The organism is Litorisediminivivens sp. KMU-197 (assembly GCF_056858395.1).
Genome location: NZ_JBXEQG010000001.1, coordinates 779,382 through 796,164, shown reverse-complemented (window position 1 = coordinate 796,164; position 16,783 = coordinate 779,382). Strand labels below are relative to the sequence as shown.

General features: G+C 66.0%; 15 protein-coding genes. 9 read left to right on the top strand and 6 right to left on the bottom strand.

Annotation, left to right across the window (positions count from 1 at the left end; all coding sequences use genetic code 11):
* Nucleotides 1-44: 44 nt before the first annotated feature.
* The 7 genes from gspL to AC04PT_RS03745 are packed head-to-tail and all read left to right on the top strand — an operon-like array spanning nucleotide 45 to nucleotide 6,830.
* Nucleotides 45-1,178: a type II secretion system protein GspL gene (gspL, locus tag AC04PT_RS03775; protein WP_482872177.1), complete on the top strand. Its 1,134-nt coding sequence runs from the start codon at nucleotides 45-47 to the stop codon at nucleotides 1,176-1,178.
* On the top strand, nucleotides 1,175-1,627 hold the full coding sequence (gene gspM, locus AC04PT_RS03770) for a type II secretion system protein GspM (RefSeq protein WP_482872176.1): 453 nt from the start codon (nucleotides 1,175-1,177) through the stop codon (nucleotides 1,625-1,627). Before gspL ends, gspM begins: the two co-directional genes overlap by 4 nt.
* The gene (locus AC04PT_RS03765; RefSeq protein ID WP_482872175.1) at nucleotides 1,624-3,105 is read left to right on the top strand and encodes a GspE/PulE family protein; all 1,482 of its coding nucleotides are present in this window, start codon (nucleotides 1,624-1,626) and stop codon (nucleotides 3,103-3,105) included. The genes gspM and AC04PT_RS03765 overlap by 4 nt, the downstream gene beginning before the upstream one ends.
* Before the next feature lie 3 nt (nucleotides 3,106-3,108).
* Nucleotides 3,109-4,317: a type II secretion system F family protein gene (locus AC04PT_RS03760; protein WP_482872174.1), complete on the top strand. Its 1,209-nt coding sequence runs from the start codon at nucleotides 3,109-3,111 to the stop codon at nucleotides 4,315-4,317.
* A gap of 46 nt (nucleotides 4,318-4,363) precedes the next feature.
* A complete protein-coding gene (locus AC04PT_RS03755) occupies nucleotides 4,364-5,443 on the top strand; it encodes a penicillin-binding protein activator (RefSeq protein WP_482872173.1) in 1,080 nt (359 codons plus the stop codon).
* On the top strand, nucleotides 5,440-5,979 hold the full coding sequence (locus tag AC04PT_RS03750) for a PulJ/GspJ family protein (RefSeq protein ID WP_482872171.1): 540 nt from the start codon (nucleotides 5,440-5,442) through the stop codon (nucleotides 5,977-5,979). The genes AC04PT_RS03755 and AC04PT_RS03750 overlap by 4 nt, the downstream gene beginning before the upstream one ends.
* Nucleotides 5,976-6,830, top strand: coding sequence for a type II secretion system minor pseudopilin (locus AC04PT_RS03745; RefSeq protein ID WP_482872170.1), 855 nt, complete (start codon nucleotides 5,976-5,978; stop codon nucleotides 6,828-6,830). Before AC04PT_RS03750 ends, AC04PT_RS03745 begins: the two co-directional genes overlap by 4 nt.
* Before the next feature lie 69 nt (nucleotides 6,831-6,899).
* On the opposite strand, the gene AC04PT_RS03740 is transcribed toward AC04PT_RS03745, so the two are convergent.
* Both AC04PT_RS03740 and AC04PT_RS03735 read right to left on the bottom strand, forming a co-directional pair.
* Complete coding sequence (locus AC04PT_RS03740; protein WP_482872169.1) at nucleotides 6,900-7,136, bottom strand: hypothetical protein; 237 nt, start codon at nucleotides 7,134-7,136, stop codon at nucleotides 6,900-6,902.
* A 15-nt stretch (nucleotides 7,137-7,151) separates the two neighbouring features.
* Nucleotides 7,152-8,723, bottom strand: a complete 1,572-nt coding sequence (locus AC04PT_RS03735; RefSeq protein ID WP_482872168.1) for a DUF4331 domain-containing protein — start codon at nucleotides 8,721-8,723, stop codon at nucleotides 7,152-7,154.
* A 278-nt stretch (nucleotides 8,724-9,001) separates the two neighbouring features.
* On the opposite strand from AC04PT_RS03735, the gene AC04PT_RS03730 reads away from it, so the two are divergent.
* Nucleotides 9,002-10,057 (top strand): LacI family DNA-binding transcriptional regulator, encoded by a 1,056-nt coding sequence (locus AC04PT_RS03730; RefSeq protein WP_482872167.1) that lies wholly within the window; start codon nucleotides 9,002-9,004, stop codon nucleotides 10,055-10,057.
* A gap of 24 nt (nucleotides 10,058-10,081) precedes the next feature.
* On the opposite strand, the gene AC04PT_RS03725 is transcribed toward AC04PT_RS03730, so the two are convergent.
* Nucleotides 10,082-11,323 carry an AGE family epimerase/isomerase gene (locus tag AC04PT_RS03725; protein WP_482872166.1) on the bottom strand — a complete coding sequence of 414 codons (1,242 nt, stop codon included), beginning with the start codon at nucleotides 11,321-11,323 and terminating at the stop codon, nucleotides 10,082-10,084.
* Nucleotides 11,324-11,492: 169 nt separating this feature from the next.
* Here AC04PT_RS03725 and AC04PT_RS03720 point away from each other — a divergent pair, with 169 nt between their 5' ends.
* Nucleotides 11,493-12,473: a sugar phosphate isomerase/epimerase family protein gene (locus tag AC04PT_RS03720; protein WP_482872165.1), complete on the top strand. Its 981-nt coding sequence runs from the start codon at nucleotides 11,493-11,495 to the stop codon at nucleotides 12,471-12,473.
* Nucleotides 12,474-12,483: 10 nt separating this feature from the next.
* Here the strand turns inward: AC04PT_RS03720 and AC04PT_RS03715 are convergent, their stop codons facing one another.
* The 3 genes from AC04PT_RS03715 to AC04PT_RS03705 all read right to left on the bottom strand — a co-directional run bounded on the left by AC04PT_RS03715 (nucleotide 12,484) and on the right by AC04PT_RS03705 (nucleotide 16,763).
* Complete coding sequence (locus AC04PT_RS03715; RefSeq protein WP_482872164.1) at nucleotides 12,484-15,087, bottom strand: AAA family ATPase; 2,604 nt, start codon at nucleotides 15,085-15,087, stop codon at nucleotides 12,484-12,486.
* Nucleotides 15,084-16,214, bottom strand: a complete 1,131-nt coding sequence (locus AC04PT_RS03710; protein WP_482872163.1) for a metallophosphoesterase family protein — start codon at nucleotides 16,212-16,214, stop codon at nucleotides 15,084-15,086. Before AC04PT_RS03710 ends, AC04PT_RS03715 begins: the two co-directional genes overlap by 4 nt.
* A gap of 141 nt (nucleotides 16,215-16,355) precedes the next feature.
* Nucleotides 16,356-16,763: a universal stress protein gene (locus AC04PT_RS03705; protein ID WP_482872162.1), complete on the bottom strand. Its 408-nt coding sequence runs from the start codon at nucleotides 16,761-16,763 to the stop codon at nucleotides 16,356-16,358.
* Between the last annotated feature and the right edge of the window lie 20 nt (nucleotides 16,764-16,783).

The window sequence follows — 16,783 nt, the reverse complement described above, 5'->3', positions numbered from 1 at the left end:
CAATTGACAAGCTAGCAGGCAAACGGAGAGGAGGAAACCGGAAAATGAAGGTTTCCCAAAAGCTTATGGATGACTCCGCTGGCGACCAAGCGGTCGAGGAAGCCGTGCCTGCGCCAATGTCTGCCAATCCGCTGTCGCCAACGATCTTGTCCCCCGAGATGATCGCGCGGCGGTGTGCCGGGCAGGATGTTCACATCGTCCCGGCTTATGAAGTGACCTTGCTGACCGTGCAATTGCCATTGCGGGGCCGGACACAGCGATTGGCTGCTCTGCCCTACGCTCTTGAAGAAGACGTCTCCGGCCCGGTTGACGAGATCCATCACGCCATCTGCGCGACCGGGTCCGACGGTCAGACCCTTGCCGCGGCGACTTCGAAACGTGTCATGGAGCAGGTACTGGAACGCGCAGGCGACAAGCCGGTGACACCCGAGCAGTTGCTGCTGCCCGCGCCGGTTCCGGGCGAGGGTGAGAGCGACCGCTGGGCGGTCTGGCGCGTTGACGATCATGTGCTTGTCCGGCGCACCGACGGCACCGGGTTCGGCGTCCGGGTCGATATGCTGGCCCATCTGTGGGTTCACGCAGACCGACCGCCAATCGATAGCTACGGGGCTGCCTTGCCGATTGAAGTCGAGGCGGAAGCGCGTGACCTGTCAGACCTGCCCGCCACCGGCCCGCTGCCGGACCTTCGCCAAGGCGCCTTCGGGCGGCCAAAGCGTCTGCGTGCCCCGCTAATCGGGATGGGGCTGGTCATAGCGCTGGGGCTGGCGGCCCATATCGGGCTGGCCTACGCCGACCTTGTGCGGCAACGCGCTGTTGCCGCCGATTTGCGTGCCGAGGCAGTTGCATTGCTGGCAGAGAATGTGCCTTCGGCGCACGTCAGCGATGATCCGCGGCTGCTTTATCGCCGGTTGGCGGCCGGGGCGGGCGATGGGCCGGGGTTCCTTTCGGTGCTAGCGTCGGTCGCCGAGGCGCTTTCCTCCGCGCCGGTACAAGTCTCGAACCTGGGGTGGTCGGGCCGCGACGGCATGCTCACCCTGCAGGTCGAAGCTCCGGGGATCGAAAGCCTGCAATCTGCCGAGACCGCCTTGCGAACCGCATCACTGGATGTGACATCCGGGGCCGTGACAGCGGGTGGCGGCAGTGCACGCATGGCGCTGAACGTGAGGGCGTCACCATGATCGCAGCTTTCGCAACGCTGACCCGCCGGGAACAGGCGCTGATCGGCCTCGCCGCCGTCTTTCTGCCCTGCGCGCTGATCTGGCAGTTGGTCTGGACGCCTCTGCAGGCGGACCGCGCCGCGCAGGCGGTCGAGATCGCGCGACTGGACGCGCTGATCCACGTCGCGTCCCAAGCCAGCGCCGCGCCGGTGCCGCGCGCGGATTTTTCCACGCCCCCCAGCCAGCGCATCAGTCAGAGTGCCGCCTCTGCGGGCATAACCCTGAGCCGGATAGAACCTGAAGGGCAGCTTTTCCGGGTGACGGTAGCCGAATTGCCCTTCGACACGGCGATGACATGGATCGCGGACCTGCATTATGATCACGGGCTGCGCGCGTCGCAGGTTGATATGGCGCGCCGCACCGCGCCCGGGTCGGTGACGATGACCCTTGCATTGGAGCCGCTGCCATGAGCCTGCCCCGTCTCGACTATGGTTTCGCCCGCCGTCACGGCGTGGTGCTGCGCGCCGGTGCTGACGGCACCCCGGAATGCGCCCATCTGGCCCGGACGCCGCTGTCAGCGCTGATCGAAGCTCAGCGATGCACCGGTCGGGACGTTTCGTTTTACGAGCTGGATGCTGCCGGCTTCGACACCGCGTTGTCGAGCGTCTACAGCAATGCCGCCACCGAGGCGGCGCAGATCGCCGCCGAGGATGACACCGATCTCAGCGCGCTGGCCGAGACCGCAGCCTCGGTCGACGACCTGCTGGACCAGAAGGACGACGCCCCCGTGGTGCGGCTGATCAATGCGCTCTTGCTGGAGGCCGTGAAGGCCAATGCGTCGGATATCCATATCGAGCTGGAGGAGAGCCGGCTGGTGGTGCGCTTCCGTGTGGATGGCGCATTGCGCGAGGTTCTGGAACCGCGCCGGGCGTTGGCGCCGCTGCTGGCCAGCCGGCTCAAGATCATGGGCAAGCTCGACATCGCCGAGAAACGCCTGCCGCAGGATGGCCGGGTTTCGCTGAAGGTGGGCGGCTATGCGCTGGACGTGCGTATCTCGACGCTTCCATCGCAGTATGGCGAACGGGTGGTGCTGCGCCTGCTGGACCGCGGGCAGACCCGGCTGGGCATCCCGGCGCTGGGCCTGTCCGATGCCGACCGGACCCGGTTCGAACGGATGATCTCGTCCCCCGAAGGGCTGGTGCTTGTGACCGGGCCGACCGGGTCGGGCAAGACCACGACGCTCTATGCCGCGTTGCACCACCTCAACGACCGGGCGCGCAATATCCTGACCGTCGAGGATCCGATCGAATACGCGATGGACGGCGTAGGCCAGATGCAGGTCGACAGCAAGACCGGGCTGACCTTTGCGCGTGGTCTGCGGGCCCTGCTACGGCAGGATCCCGACGTGATCATGGTGGGCGAGATCCGTGACGCGGAAACCGCCAAGATCGCCGTCGAGAGCGCCATGACCGGCCACTTGGTCCTGTCGACCCTGCACACCAATACCGCCGTCGGCGCGGTGTCGCGGCTCCTTGATATGGGGGTGGAGCGTTACCTGCTGGCGCCGATGCTGCGCGGACTGGTGGCGCAGCGGCTCGTGCGCAGGCTTTGCCCGGATTGCCGCGAGCCGAGGCCGCTGTCGGCGCGGGACTCGGCCTTGCTGGGGCATGCCCTGCCGGAAGGAGCGCCCGCCTATCACGCGCTGGGCTGCGAGGCCTGCGCGCAGGAAGGCTATCGCGGGCGGCTGCCGATCTACGAGGTGGTGGAAACAGGCGGTCAGCTCGAGGCGATGGTACACGATGGCGCCTCCGAAGCCGATCTGCTTGCCGAAGCCCGCAAATCCACGACCAGCATCCTTCAGGACGGCGTGGCCAAGATCCGGGCCGGGCTGACCAGCGCCGAGGATGTGGCGCGCGCCGTGCGCGACAGAACCGACGGAGCACGTTAGGCCATGTCGGCGTTTCTATATACGGCCGTCGACGGAAGCGGCAAACGCAGCAAGGGGCTTGTCGATGCAGGCAGCGCCGCCGAGGCCCGCGCGCAACTGCGCGCTCGCGCACTTCTGCCGATCAGTGTCGAGGCCACACGCGCCCGTTCGGGCGCGCGCAGGACGCTGTTCCGTCACCGGCTGTCGCTGAAGCGGCTGACCCTGATCACACGCCAACTGGCCACCCTGATCGGGGCGCAGGTCCGGATCGACGATGCGCTGCGGATCGTGGCCGACCAGCAATCGAAGCCGCGTGATGCCTCGTTCCTGCTTAACCTGCGCAGTTCGGTGCAGAACGGGCAGAGCCTTGCCGATGCTCTCGATGCCGAACCGGCGAGTTTCAGTGCCGCCTACCGCGCCTCGGTGCGGGCAGGGGAGCGGGCAGGGCAATTGCCCGACGTGATGAACCAGTTGGCCGACCATATCGAGGCACAGGCGCGCAACCGTCAGAGCATCCAGCTGGCGCTGATCTATCCCAGCCTGCTGGCGGTGGTGTCGCTGGGCGTGATCCTTGCTTTGCTGGGCTTCGTGGTGCCCGATATCGTGCGGGTGTTCACCGCGCGCGGTGCCGATCTTCCGGCACTGACCCGCTATCTGATCGCGCTGTCGGACGGGTTGCAGCGGTACGGTCCTGCGATGGCGGTCGCCGTGGCCTCTGTGGTGTTGGCGGGGCTGGCGCTGCTGCGGCGCCCCGGGCCGCGCGCGGCGTGGCACCGCGTGCTGGCGAACGGGCGCGTGACCCGCAAGCTGGTGCGACGGGTGAATTCGGCGCAGTTCACCGGCACGCTGGCGATGCTGTTGCAGAGCGGCGTGCCGCTGGCCGATGCGCTGCGGGCGGCGGCCGGAACGGTCGAGAACCTTTATCTGCGTGACCGCATTACCGCGATCACCCGCGAGGTCGAGGATGGCGCAGCGCTTTCCGCTGCCTCCCGCCGGGCCGATATCTTTTCACCAATGCTGGTGGCGATGATGGCCAGTGGAGAGGCCGGCGGCACCCTGAGCAGCAGCCTCGACCGGGCGGCGGCGGACCAGTCGCGCGAACTGAAGGCCGCGGTGGCCACGCTGGTTGCGCTGGTCGAACCGGGGGTGCTGCTGGTGATGGGCGGAATCGTGATGATGCTGGTGCTTGCGATCCTCATGCCGATCATGCAACTCAATTCACTCGTGGGCTGACGACGCCGGCCCAAACTGCCAGCTGACCCGAACCGGAAAGATCACCATGTCCAACCAGACCCCCTTGTCCCGGCGCCGATTCCTCGGTTGGTCCTGTGCAGCGGTCTCGGTGTCGGCTTTGCCGGGGTGCGCCTCGCTGGAGGGATTGGGCAGCGTTGGCGGATCGGCAACGGACGGGCCCGGAAACGCGGCGATCCTGCTGCCACTGACCGGTGAACAGGCTGCGCTTGGCAAGCGGCTTGAAGCGGCGGTTCGGCTGGGCGGTGGGCCCGGCATCGGCATCGAGGTCCTCGATAGCGGTTCCTCGCCCGATACGGCCGTGATCGCGGCGCGCCGCGCGGTCGAGGCCGGCGCAAACATCATCGTCGGCCCGGTCTTCGCCGCACAGGCCCGCGCCGTGGCGGACGCCGTGAGCATCCCGGTCGTCACCCTGTCAAACGACAGCTCCCTTGCCGGCAGGGATACCTTCGTCTTCGGCGTGACACCGTCGCATTCGGCGCGCGCCGTCTTTGGCCTCGCGTCGCAGAGGGGCATTCGTGAAATCGCCGTGGTCGCGCCTCCGGGGCCGCTGGGCCAGCGCAGCGCCGCCGAAGCCGTGCCGGTTGCTGCAGCCCTCGGGATCACCTTGCGGCCGCCGGTCATCACAGACACGCCCGGCGCGGTCGTCGGGCAATTGCAGTCCGGCGGCGGCATGCCGGACGGGGTCTATCTGCCGTCTGCGGGGGGCAGCCTCTTGCCCTTCGCCGAGGCATTGGCCGGGCAGGACGTCCAAATCCTCGGCTCGACGCAATGGTCCGCACGGAACCTCGATGCGGTGTCGGCGCTCAGGGGGGCCTGGTTCGCCGCGCCGGATCCTCTGCGGTTCGCGGCTTTCACAAAGGCTTACGAGGAACAGACGGGTCAGCCCGCCGGGATCATCGCGGGGCTTGCCTACGACGGGGCGGAACTGTTGCGCGTGCTGGGCCAGACCGGCCGGCAGACCCGCCGCGGCCTGACCCGCGACGAAAGCTTTACCGGCGTGCTCGGCCCTTATCGCTTCCTGTCCTCAGGTCTGACGGCGCGTGGTCTGGCGGTGCTCGAGGTCGGCTCGGGCGACATCAACCTGATCGGGTCCACCTCGATATGACACGCCGGCCCGACGCCGGCCTGACGCTTGTCGAGGTGCTGGTGGCGCTGGCAATCCTGTCGGTGATCGGGGTGGCGGGGCTGACGATGCTGGACACCACGATCAAGGTGCAGCGCGGCACCGAGGACCGGCTGGAACGCATGCAGCAGATCGAGCGGGCCATGATGGTGCTGAGGCGAGACCTGGTTACCGCCGCGCCGGGTTTCGTGGACCTCGGCGCGGGCGGGCTTGTATTTCAGCGTGAAACCAGTGGTGACAGGCTGACGATCACGGTCGCGCTCAAGGATGATACGCTGACCCGGACCGTGCAACGCCAGACCCAAACCGGGGCATCGGTTCCGCAACGCCTGCTTGCCGGCGTACGTGCCGCCGACTGGCGTCTGCTCGACACGGGCCGCACCTGGCAGGCAGACTGGCCCGACGCCACCCTGCGCCCCCGTGGCGCAGAGCTTACATTGCAGTTGGACCTTCCGGGCCGGGGCGCCACGGGCGAGGTCACGCGGCTGTTTCCGATGCCGGCCGGAGCCGCGCCGTGAGATTCGGAGCGCCCGGTCAGGACGAGGGCGTGGCGCTGGTCAACGTTCTTGTGCTGCTCGCGGTCACCTCGGCCCTCGTGGTGCTGTTGCTCGGTCAGCAGGAAAGGGGACAGGACGCCGTCGCCCGCGCGGCCCGATTGTCTCAGGCCGAGCAAATCGCGCTTGGGGCCGAGGCCTCCGTCCTTTCGGCCCTGCGTGCCGATCTGGACAGCGGGCCGGACAGCGACCACTTCGCCGAGCCATGGGCGGCGGTCATACAGGATGAGGTCGCCTTGCCCGACGGGCGCTTTTCGGTCGCCGTCGAGGACCTGCAGGCGCGGTTCGATATCAACACGCTTGCCGCCCGCAGCATCGGCCCGCAGACGCTGTTCCTGCGGCTCGCTGCCGCTCTGGGTTTGCGCGATGAAGCGGCGCGGCAGGTCGTGCGTGTGCTGACGCTGTCGGGCCCTGTGCGTCGGGTTACGGATCTGGGGCGCGCAGGTATCAGCGACGAGACTTTGGCGCTTCTCGCGCCGCATGTCACCGCGCTCGCCGTGCCGGGGCGGATAAACCTGAACACCGTCGATCCGCTGCTGATGAACGTGCTGTTTCAGAACCCCGGCATCACCGCGCAATTGCAAAGGCGACGGCGTTCAGAGGGATTTCTTACGCGGGACAGCCTGACGGACTACGGGGCCCTGCGCCCCGAGATGACAGGGTTCGGGTCGCATGCCTGGGCCGTCGACATCCTAGCGCAATCCGGCGACGCGACGGTCCGATTGAGGAGTGTGATCCAGCGACAGGATGACCTGTCCGGCAAGGTGATTACGGTCCTGTCGCGCCTGATCTCTTACCAGCCCGCTCCCGAGTGACCATCCCGGCATGAAAAAGGCCCCCCGGAGCGTCCGGGGGGCCTTGCCAACCAATCCGTTCGAGAAGGGTCAGGGGTTGAACGGTTTCTGGTTCGGCGTCAGCGTCAGTTCGACGCTCTGGGCGTCCACCGGATCATCGTTGCGATCAAGCGAGAAGGCCTGGAAGAAGCTCAGGCCAAGATTCTTGATGATCTTGGCGTTTGTGCTGCCGCCTCCGCTGCCGTCGCCGTCGCCGCCTCCTCCGCCGCCGTCACAGGCGGCGAGGAAGACTGCGCCCAATAAGGCCAGATGCAGTTTGCGTTTCATGTACATTCACCCCGCTCAGTTGACTGCGCCGGGAAGCGGCGTGTTGAGGTAGGGGAACGCGTTCTGCATCTCGGTCGCGTCGATCGGCGCGCCATCGATGAAGGGTTGGTCGCCCACCGGGGCGTCGTCCGGAACGCAGAACCCGAGGTTCACCAGATCGCTTTCGGTGTCTTCCACCGCGCCATCGACACCAAGCTCGGCACCAAGCGGCACCGGGTGGCACAGGGCCCCCATGGCCACGCGCAGCGCGACGTCGACAACGTCATCGCCCGGACGACGTCCGTTCGGGAAGCCGGCGAGGTCTTCGGCGACCACACCGTAGGGGTGCTGATCGGCCTGCGGTGTCGGCGGAACACCGGTGTTCAGGCGAAGCATCTCGGACGCGGTCACGGTGGCCTGCTGGTTGAACGTCCCGTTGGGTCCGGCAAAGCCGGTCAGGAAGGTCGCGACAAGATCGTCACGCGGGATGTTCGTCGGTGCGATGTTGTCGCCGCCGTTGAGCGCGTCCTTGAACAGGATGTTGATCAGTTCAGGCAGCGTCGGGTTGGTCACGTAGACCGCCAGGGCGCTGTCCTGCGTCGGATGAGCCGCGTTGAACAGGTCCTTGTCGGGCAGACCGATCACGACTTCGTTGACCAGAGGGTTCGACAGACGGGATTGCTGCACCCATGCGCCGCCGTAGATCGACGGGTCTTCATAAGTTGGCGAGGGATCCTCGATCTCGGCCTGCGGGACGCTGGCCGTGGTCCAGGCACCGATCACGCCATTGCCATCACCGGTCAGGCAGTCCCTCGGGATTTCCAGCGCCAGCGAGGTGACGTTGAAGCGGTCGACCAGATCGTCATTCTCGCGCGAGTTCGAGATTGACCCCTCGAGCGGAACGAGATTGATCAGATCGAAGACCTCGCCGAGGTTGACGGCGAATGCTTCTTCCCGCTGGCCCGCGAAAACCCGGCCCGGGGTAGAGCATTCAGGAATGTCGATGTCATAGATGAACCGGTTGGCATATCCCTCGTAGTCGGGGAAGGTCTTTTCGCCGATGTAGTCCAGCGGCTTTGTGAAATTGCCCTCGCCGCCCGAGGTGATCGACTGGGTGTTGTTACCGCGGCCCGGACCTGTCTTCAGCCTGAGAGAATAGCTCTCGAACTCGTTGATGGGGCCGCTGCCATCGGCCTGAACCTGGCCGGCGGTGCGCAGTGGGATGGCCACGTCGGTGTCGCCGATGGTCAGGGCAAGTCCGGCGCCGTTTGCGGCCAACGTGTTGTTGAAGTCGAACTGAAACGTCAGGTCTTCGACGGCATCCCCATCGTTGTCGATGTGGATCTCATAGATCGCGTCCTCGTCCATGGTGAAATAGTTCGGTCCGCCGTAGGGGGCCTGAAGCGGCTGATAGTTTGCGATGAAAGTGACAAAATCTTCACGGCCGGGCTCGTAGCTGCGGAACATGTAGAAATCTGTGCCGTCCACCTTGGGAGACAGCGTGATCGCAGGAGCCTCGCGGTGCGACGCTGCCATCGCGCCCGTGGCAGCGACGGCAATCACGCTGACCGCGGCACCGAAGCGGCATGTTACGGTGTTGTATCTCATTGAAATCTCCCTGCTGATTGGTCCGTCGGGCACGACGGATTTCTGTCACGAATTCTCGTGCGCAGGAGGAGTTACGTATTGCGCGCAAAACGAGTTTCAAAATAAAACGCGATATTTTATCGATTTTTTTCTGCAGTAATTCCTGGCTTCCATGGACAGCAGCGCCTGCGGCAGCCATGCAATCGCTTGCATGGCGTCCGTCGCGCCGCCCTGTTATAGGTTTGGCAATGGTTTGGCCTATTCTCCGGTGTCGGAAGGGCATGAATCGGGAGATACAGATGGACAAGGCTCCCTCTCGGCGTCAGGACGCCCGACGCGGCGTTGAAACTCCGACACTGGAAGATGTGGCGGCGCGTGCGAAGGTATCGACGGCGACCGTGTCGCGCTGTCTGAATAATCCTGCGAAGGTCTCGGAAGAGACCCGCAATCGGGTTCTGGATGCGGTCAACGCCATCGGATATGCGCCGAACTTCGGGGCGCAGGCGCTTGCCGCCAAACGGACCAATACCTTCGGGGCCATCGTTCCCACCCTCGAGAACGCCATTTTCGCACGCGGTCTTCAGGCCTTTCAGGAAGAGTTGCGCGGGCACGGGATTACCCTGCTTGTCGCCAGTTCGTCCTACGATCCGGACGTCGAGGAACAGCAAATCCGCAGCCTCGTCGCACGCGGAGCGGACGCGCTGTTGCTGATCGGTCACGACCGGACGCCCGAAAGCTATGCGTTTCTCGAGAAGCGGCAAGTGCCGCATGTGGTGGCCTGGGTTCACGACGGGACGAAGGGCCGGATCTCCATAGGCTTCGACAACCGCCGGTCCATGAAGGTCCTTGCCGATCGCGTGCTGGACCTTGGGCACAGGTCGCTTGCCTTCATCACCGCCGACCGCCGCAGCAACGACCGCGCCCGGCAGCGCTGCGAAGGGGTGGTGGACGCTATGACGCAACGGGGACTGGACCCGGACACACTGCGCATTGTCGAAACGTCGTACTCGATCTCGAACGGTGCGGAGGCATTGGAAACGGTCATGCAGGCAGGCCAAAGACCGACCGCTGTGCTTTGCGGCAACGACGTTCTGGCGGCCGGTGCGCTGACACAGGCCCGCAGGATGGGGCTGAAGGTGCCGGACGACCTGTCGATTACCGGGTTCGACGATATCGAGATCGCGGAGATCGTGACACCGGCGCTGACCACGGTGCATGTGCCGCATCGGCACATGGGGCGCGGCGCGGCCGAACTGTTGCTCGCGATGCGCAACGGTGACGCGGTGGGGCCCAGCGTCGAGCTTGAGGCGACGATCGTGATGCGCGAGTCGCTTGGACCTGCGCCGGGCCTGTGAACGCCCAATCCCCGGTTCTGCCGATCAGACCTCCGCAAGGCCTTCGGCGATACGTGACACCCGTGGCGTCTGCGCAAACAGGGATGCCTGTACGGCATGATAGATATCCGGTTTGCCGCGAAACTGCGTCGACGTAGGCCGGTTGTCCGCGTCGAGTTCGGGATACCAACCGCCTCTTTCGTGGTCGATCAGATGCGCGGAAGCAAAGGTCCAGAGGTCACGGTAAAGCGCGTCGTCAGCATCCGAAGTGTTGATTTTCAGGAAGGCGGCGAGTGCGCCGATGGCCTCGGTCACCGGCCACCAGTAGCGGTCCCGGTTCAGCCATGTCCCGTCGAAGTCGACGGTATAGACAAAGCCGCCGCGCACAGGGTCGTGCGCGTCCTGCAGGGCGGCGTCGAACAACCTGCGGGCACGGTGGACGGCGCCGTCGTCCGGACGGCCGCTGAGGTCCCAGTATTGCAGCAAGAGCCGGGCGAATTCGAAGGAGTGGCCCGGGGTCGTGCCGGCGGGCCGGAACATCGGGTTCCCCGAATAACTTCGGTCGACCTCCCAGTCGTGCGAATAGTGTTCGGGCAGGCGCCAGTCATGCTCTTGCGCCATTCGGTTTGTGAAGAAGTCGAGGATGCGGCCCGCGCGCGTCAGATACCCGTTGTCGCCGGTGGCCTCGAAGGCGGTCAGCAACGCCTCGGTGGCGTGCATGTTGGCATTCATCCCGCGATAGTCCGAAAACGGTGTCCAATCGCGATTGAATTCGTCCGCGAACAGCCCGCGATCCTCGTCCCAGAATTGGGCGTCCAGAACCTCGGTGGCGTCAGCAATCAGCCGGTCAGCGTCCGGGTGCCCGACAATCTTGGCGCTTGACGCTGCCAGCAGCACGAAGACATGGCCGTAGGCCAGCTTGCGATCGTCGGCGATCGCGCCATCGTTTGCCATGGCCCAAAGATAGCCGCCGTGGGTGGCGTCGCGGTGATGCGACCAGAGATAGCGCATGCCATGATCGACGATTTCCGAGGCTCCGGGCGCGCCCGTGATCTGGCCGAGCGCATAGGAGTGTACCATCCGTGTCGTGCTGTGCAGTTCCTGCAAGGCGCCCGGGATCGGACGGCCCTCGACGTCGAGGAGGTGAAACCCCGGTTCGGGGCGAAGGCAGCCACGGAAGAAGCTGAACTGCGCGCGCGCCTCTTGTGCCAGCCATGCCTTGTGATCCGGGTGATGAAGCCAATGGAACCCGGTGTCGGACGGGCCGGGCGCGGCGGGAAGAGGCATCGGGGTTTCCTTGCGGCAGGGATATCGGGTCGTGCGCAAACTGCCATCGTCCCTTGGCAAGGTCGAGCGGTTTCCGAACCCGGACCGGACCCCGGGCATGCCTGTCGATGGAAACCTCTCGGAAAGGTTTGACTGTTAGATCAGCTTGGCATTGCCAAGGATGAAACACATGAAGCTCGGGATGGTCTCTGATGCGCTGGCGGAACTCGCCTTGCCGGACATGCTTGCGCAGGCGTCACGCCTCGGGCTCTCCGGGGTCGAGGTGACGACCGGGGGGTGGTCCGCTGCTCCGCATGTCGATCTGGCCCATCTGCGCACAAGCGCAGACGCGCGGCGGGCGTTTCAGCAGCGGTTTGACGATCACGGGTTGACCATTGCCAGCCTGAACGCCTGCGGCAACCCTTTGCACCCCGACGACCGGGCGCAGGGTGACTGCTTGCTCGACACCATCCGGGTGGCCGGCGATATGGGAATCGAAACGGTTTGCGCCCTGTCCGGCCTGCCGGGCGGTAGCCTTCAGGACAAGACACCCAACTGGGTGGTGTCTTCCTGGCCGGACGAGACGCAGGACATCCTGCGCTTTCAGTGGGAAGATGTGCTTCTGCCATTCTGGCAGGGGGTTGTCGCGGTGGCCCGCGAAAGTGGCGTTCAGCGTATCGCGGTGGGCCTGCACGGCAATCAGTGCGTCTACAATGTGCCGACCCTGCAACGCCTGCGTGACATGGTGGGCCCAAGGGTGGGTGCGATGATCGACCCGGGACAACTGGCTTGGATGGGGGCCGATCCTCTGGCCGTGATTGAAGCCTTGGACGACGCGGTTTTCCACGTCCATGCGCGCGACACGCTGTTCAGCCCGGCGGTCCGAAACACCGTGTCCCTTCTGGATACCAGCAGCGCGGCTGCGTCTACGCGCAGCTGGTGCCCGGTCACGCCCGGCTATGGTTACGGACCGGACTGGTGGCGGCAATTCTGCTACCGGCTTCACATGATCGGCTTTGACGGCTGGATAACCATGGGACACGAAGACAGGCTGATAGGCGCGCTGGACGGGCTGAAAATGGCAGTCGACCTGTTGACCGATTCCCTGCCGGTCAGGAACGGGCGGGACACCTGCCAACTGCGCCACGTGTCACGGCTGTCTGGAGAGTGACAGCCGGTCGCTACTCGGATGTTGCAGTCAGGCGCAGGACATTACCGCCGAGGTCGCGGAAAGCACGCTGACGACAGGACAGGACGATGATCTGCAGATCGCTCGCCTGACGATGCAAGGCCACGAACATGCGCTCGATCCGGTCGTCATCGGTAAACACCAGCGCATCGTCGAGGATCACCGGAACGACGCGACCGGCGCGTGCCAGCATCCGGGCAAAGGCCAGCCGGACCAGCAGCGCAACCTGTTCCTGGGTGCCGCCGGACAGGACATCGATGGGTTCTTCCTGACCGTCGCGGATCATCGAACCGGGCAGCAGCGAGTCTTCTTCCCAGGTCAGTTCTGCTTCCGGCCAAAGCAGGTGAAGAAGAGGCTTCAACTCTCTCGCAACAGGAGAGAAATAGCGTTCACGTGCATCATTCCGGGCGGCTTCCAGCGCCTGTTCGAGACGGATCAGAACGGCCACCTGATGCTGGATGCGCCGAAAATCGGCCTGCGCCGCGGCCAGCTCTTCTTCGGTTTCGCGTAGGCGTTCCTCGACCGCGTCGCCCGAGGCGCGACCAATGCGTTCGTCAAGCCGGGCCAGCAGGGGCTTCAGGCGGGCGATCTCGGCCCGGGCGCGTTGATCGGCCGAGACCGCGCGCGCCAGTGCCGCTTCGGTGCTTGTCAGCTCGGGCGCATTTCGGGTCATCTCTGCATGTTCCGCTTCGGCCACTTGCATGGCCTCCCGCGTTTGTCTTGACGCATCGGCGACATCTGCCTCGCCCACATCGTCGAATTGCACCAGCGCAGCCTCGGCCCGGTCCAGCCGGTCGCGATAAGACGCCAGCTCCGTCTCACATCGGGTTACGTCTGATCGGGCGTCCGCAAGCAGGTCGCTGGCGGTCTGGCGTGTCGCACGGGCCGTGTCATGCGCCGCGCGAGCGTCGTGCATCGCAGCTTCGGTGTCGGCAACTGTGGGGGCGTCCGGGTCTTCGTCGGGCGACGGGATCTGCCCCAGAACCTCGCGCAGGGCGGCGATGCCGTTCGGGGCGAGGCTGTTGTAGACCGCCTTGGCCTCGCCGTGTTGGCGTTCCGCCGTCACACGCGCGGCAGCCGCCTTGCGCGCTGCATCGACGCTGTCCGCGCTCATGTCATCCAGCGCCTTGCGCAATGCTGCCTCTGCCTGTTCGACGGCGTCACCGTCGTGACCGGTTTCGCCGGGGCGGATCTCGAGCATGCCGACGCCGTCGATCACCAGGCGGCTCACGCGCGGCACCGGCAGGGGTTGGCCGTCTTCCAGCGCCATGTCTTCCAGCCGGACAGCACCATGACGCCCGGTGTCGTAGTGCGCAGTGACATGCGGGACGGTGGCACGACGGGCGGCGAGGGCCGCCGCATGGGACGCAGAAAGTGCCTCGATCCGGCGCAGGGCGGCGGCGTCAGGGCCGGTACGGGCGGCGACGTCAGCCTGTTCCATGGTGGCGCGGGCCGCTTCGGCCTCGGCGATGCGGGCCGTCAGTTCCTGCCGACGATCGGCCCCCTCCTTGGCGGCCTTGGCACGTTCGGCGCGACGCCACATTTCTTCGGCGGCGGTCAAATCGGACTGGGCGGCGTCTAGTGCGATTTGCGCGGCATCGAGCGCGCTGCGTCTGTCCTCCAGCAACGCGGCCGCCTTTTCGGCCTCGGCCCGTGCGATTTCCGCGCGCTGCGCCGCATCCTTGTGTTCGGTCATTGCCGCGCGCAACGCATTCAGCTGCTGTTGGGCGCGGTCGGCCTTCAAGCGCGCGAGATCGACTTTGCGGGCCGCATTATCCAACTGTTCGGCATGGCGCAGCGCGGCATCATGGTCGGCACGCGCGCTTTCAAGTTTCCGCTGTCGATCGAGGTCGGCGTCAGGGTCCTCCCAGCCGCGCAGTTCGCGCCGTGCGCGTTTACGTTCGTCCAGAGCGTCATGCAGGTCGGCGGCGGTGGCGGCCAATCCGTCGCGGCGGGCCGTCAAGTCAAGCACGCGCTCCTGCGCAGCTTTCCAGGGTCCGTTCCTGCTTGGCTTGCGGGTGCCGGCGGTGGCATAGGTTTCCAGCTCTTCGCGGCATCGGGCCAGCGCCTGGTCCATACGCCGCCCGCCGGTCATCGCGGCGACCTCCTCGCTGACCGAGGACATCAGGTCGCGCCGGGCCTCGAGCGCGGCCTTCTGCTCTTTCGTGGTGCCGCCGGTCAATCCGGTCAGCCCCTGCCGCACCCAGATCAGGCCTGAGGGACCGCCACCGTCTCCGCCCAGCTGATCTGCGATCCAGGCCTCGGCCGCATCGGCCTGCGCGATCAGCCTGCCGTCCTGATGAACCGTCGCCCGCGCCTTCTGGAACCAGCGCTTGGCGACGGTGAACCGGCCGGCCTCGGTCTCGATCTCGACAGTCACCTCGGGCGCGCCTCCGGCATGAGGGCGCAGCGCCGCAACCTCCTTGTCGCGGGAGCCGTGAGGCTTGAAGAACAGCGCCTGAAGCGCGTCGAACAAGGTGGATTTGCCGTGCTCGTTGGGCTCGCAAAGGATATTCAGCCCATCGGTCAGCCCATCCATGCGAACCGGGTCGGTGAAGCGTCGGACGTTTTCCAGCGTGATGGCGCGCAGCTTCATTCCGCCGCCTCCTTCACGTAGGCATAAAGCCGCGCCAGCGCGTCGCGTGCGATGTCCCGATCAGCGGTGGACAGGTGTTCGGCCTCGGCCTCGTCGCGCAGCGTTTCAGCGGCCAGCCGCAGTGCGCCGCCCCGGTCGATCTCGTCAAGGTCTGCGGCGTCATACTGGGTGCCCAGTGCCTCGGTCAGCAGGGCGAAGTGGGCGAACTCGGGCGCCCATCGGTCCGCCGCTCGGTCGAGCGCGGCGCGGTCCGAAAGGCTGGCCCAGCCTTTCGCGGCCACCCGCAGCAAGGTATCGCGGCGGCCTGCCTGCGGCAGGACCTCGGCCAGCGCGGCGCCGGCGTCCTGATGCGGATGCAGGGTCAGGTCGGATTCGCTCCACAGGAAGGCACCTGTCTCGATCTCCTCGACCTGAGGCACCTTGCCCGCGCCCTCGATGACGACCGACAGGCAGACGCCGCGCCGGTTGTGGCGAAAGCGGTCTTGTTCGGGGCTGCCGGAATAATGCACGCGATCGGACACCGCCATGCGCCCGTGCCAGTCGCCCAGCGCGAGGTAATCCAATCCGGCAGACCGGTCGCGATCGGGCGCGATCGCCTCGCCGCTTTCGGTGAAATCGGTAACCCCGCCATGGGCCAGCGCGATGCGCATGTGACCCTCGGGGCTGGTCATGGTGGTCAGGGGATCAGTCGGATCGCTGCCGCCGGAGCGGAAGGCGATAGGGCAGGGTAGAAGGGTGGCGCCCTCCGCCAGCGTCACCGGCTCGGCCTCGGTCACGGCGACGACATTGTCCGGCGCATCGCTGCGGATGGCGTCCCACAGCGGCTCGGCCTCACGCAGGTTGTCGTGGTTGCCGGGCAGCAGCCACCAGCGCACATCCGGGGCGTCGCCCATCGCCGCCAGAGCCTGACGGATAACCGCAGGCGATGGCGTGGTGGTGTCGAAGGTGTCGCCGGCCAGCAGCACATGCGCCGCGCCGCGGCTACGGGCGGCCTCGGCCAGACGTCCGATGGCGCCGTGCCGGGCCTCCATCAGGCGGCCGCGGACGTTGCCGTCAGGCGGTTCGGGGATGTTGGCGAACCGGCGACCGATGTGAAGGTCGGAACTATGAATGAAGCGATAGACCAAGAAAACCCCCGACGTCCGTGGCGGAACCTGCCGGATCCGCGCCCTGTCCGTTAACCTCCGGACGGGCCCGGAGGTGTCCAAGGCTTTTCACGTCGCAAGGGATTGATCAACCGGGGTTTCGCCCGGTCGTCGCCGAAGGGTCTAGCTGCGAAAGACATGCACCGCGCAGGGCGCATGGCGCACCACGCGGGCGGCCGTCGACCCAAGCAGGTAATCGCTGAACTCAGGCTGGTGCGAGCCGATGACGATGCAGTCGACTTCGTGCTCGGCCGAGTAGTCGATGATCGTGCGATAGGTATGCCCGCGCACGATCCGGGCGGTGATGCCTTCGAGATGCGCGGTCTTTTCGGCCATCAGCTTGCGTGCCCTCTCATAGCCTTCGCGGACCGCGCCTTCCCCGAGATAGGCGTTGACCGACGACGGCGGCGCTTCGAAAACGTGAAGGGCCATGATCTCGGCGCCAGGATTGCACAGGGCCTTGGCGATTTCCAGCATCTGCGGCGAAATCCCGTGATCAAGCGCCATTGCCACCAGAACCTTGTTGTACATGCGGGTCTCCTTTGCGGCGA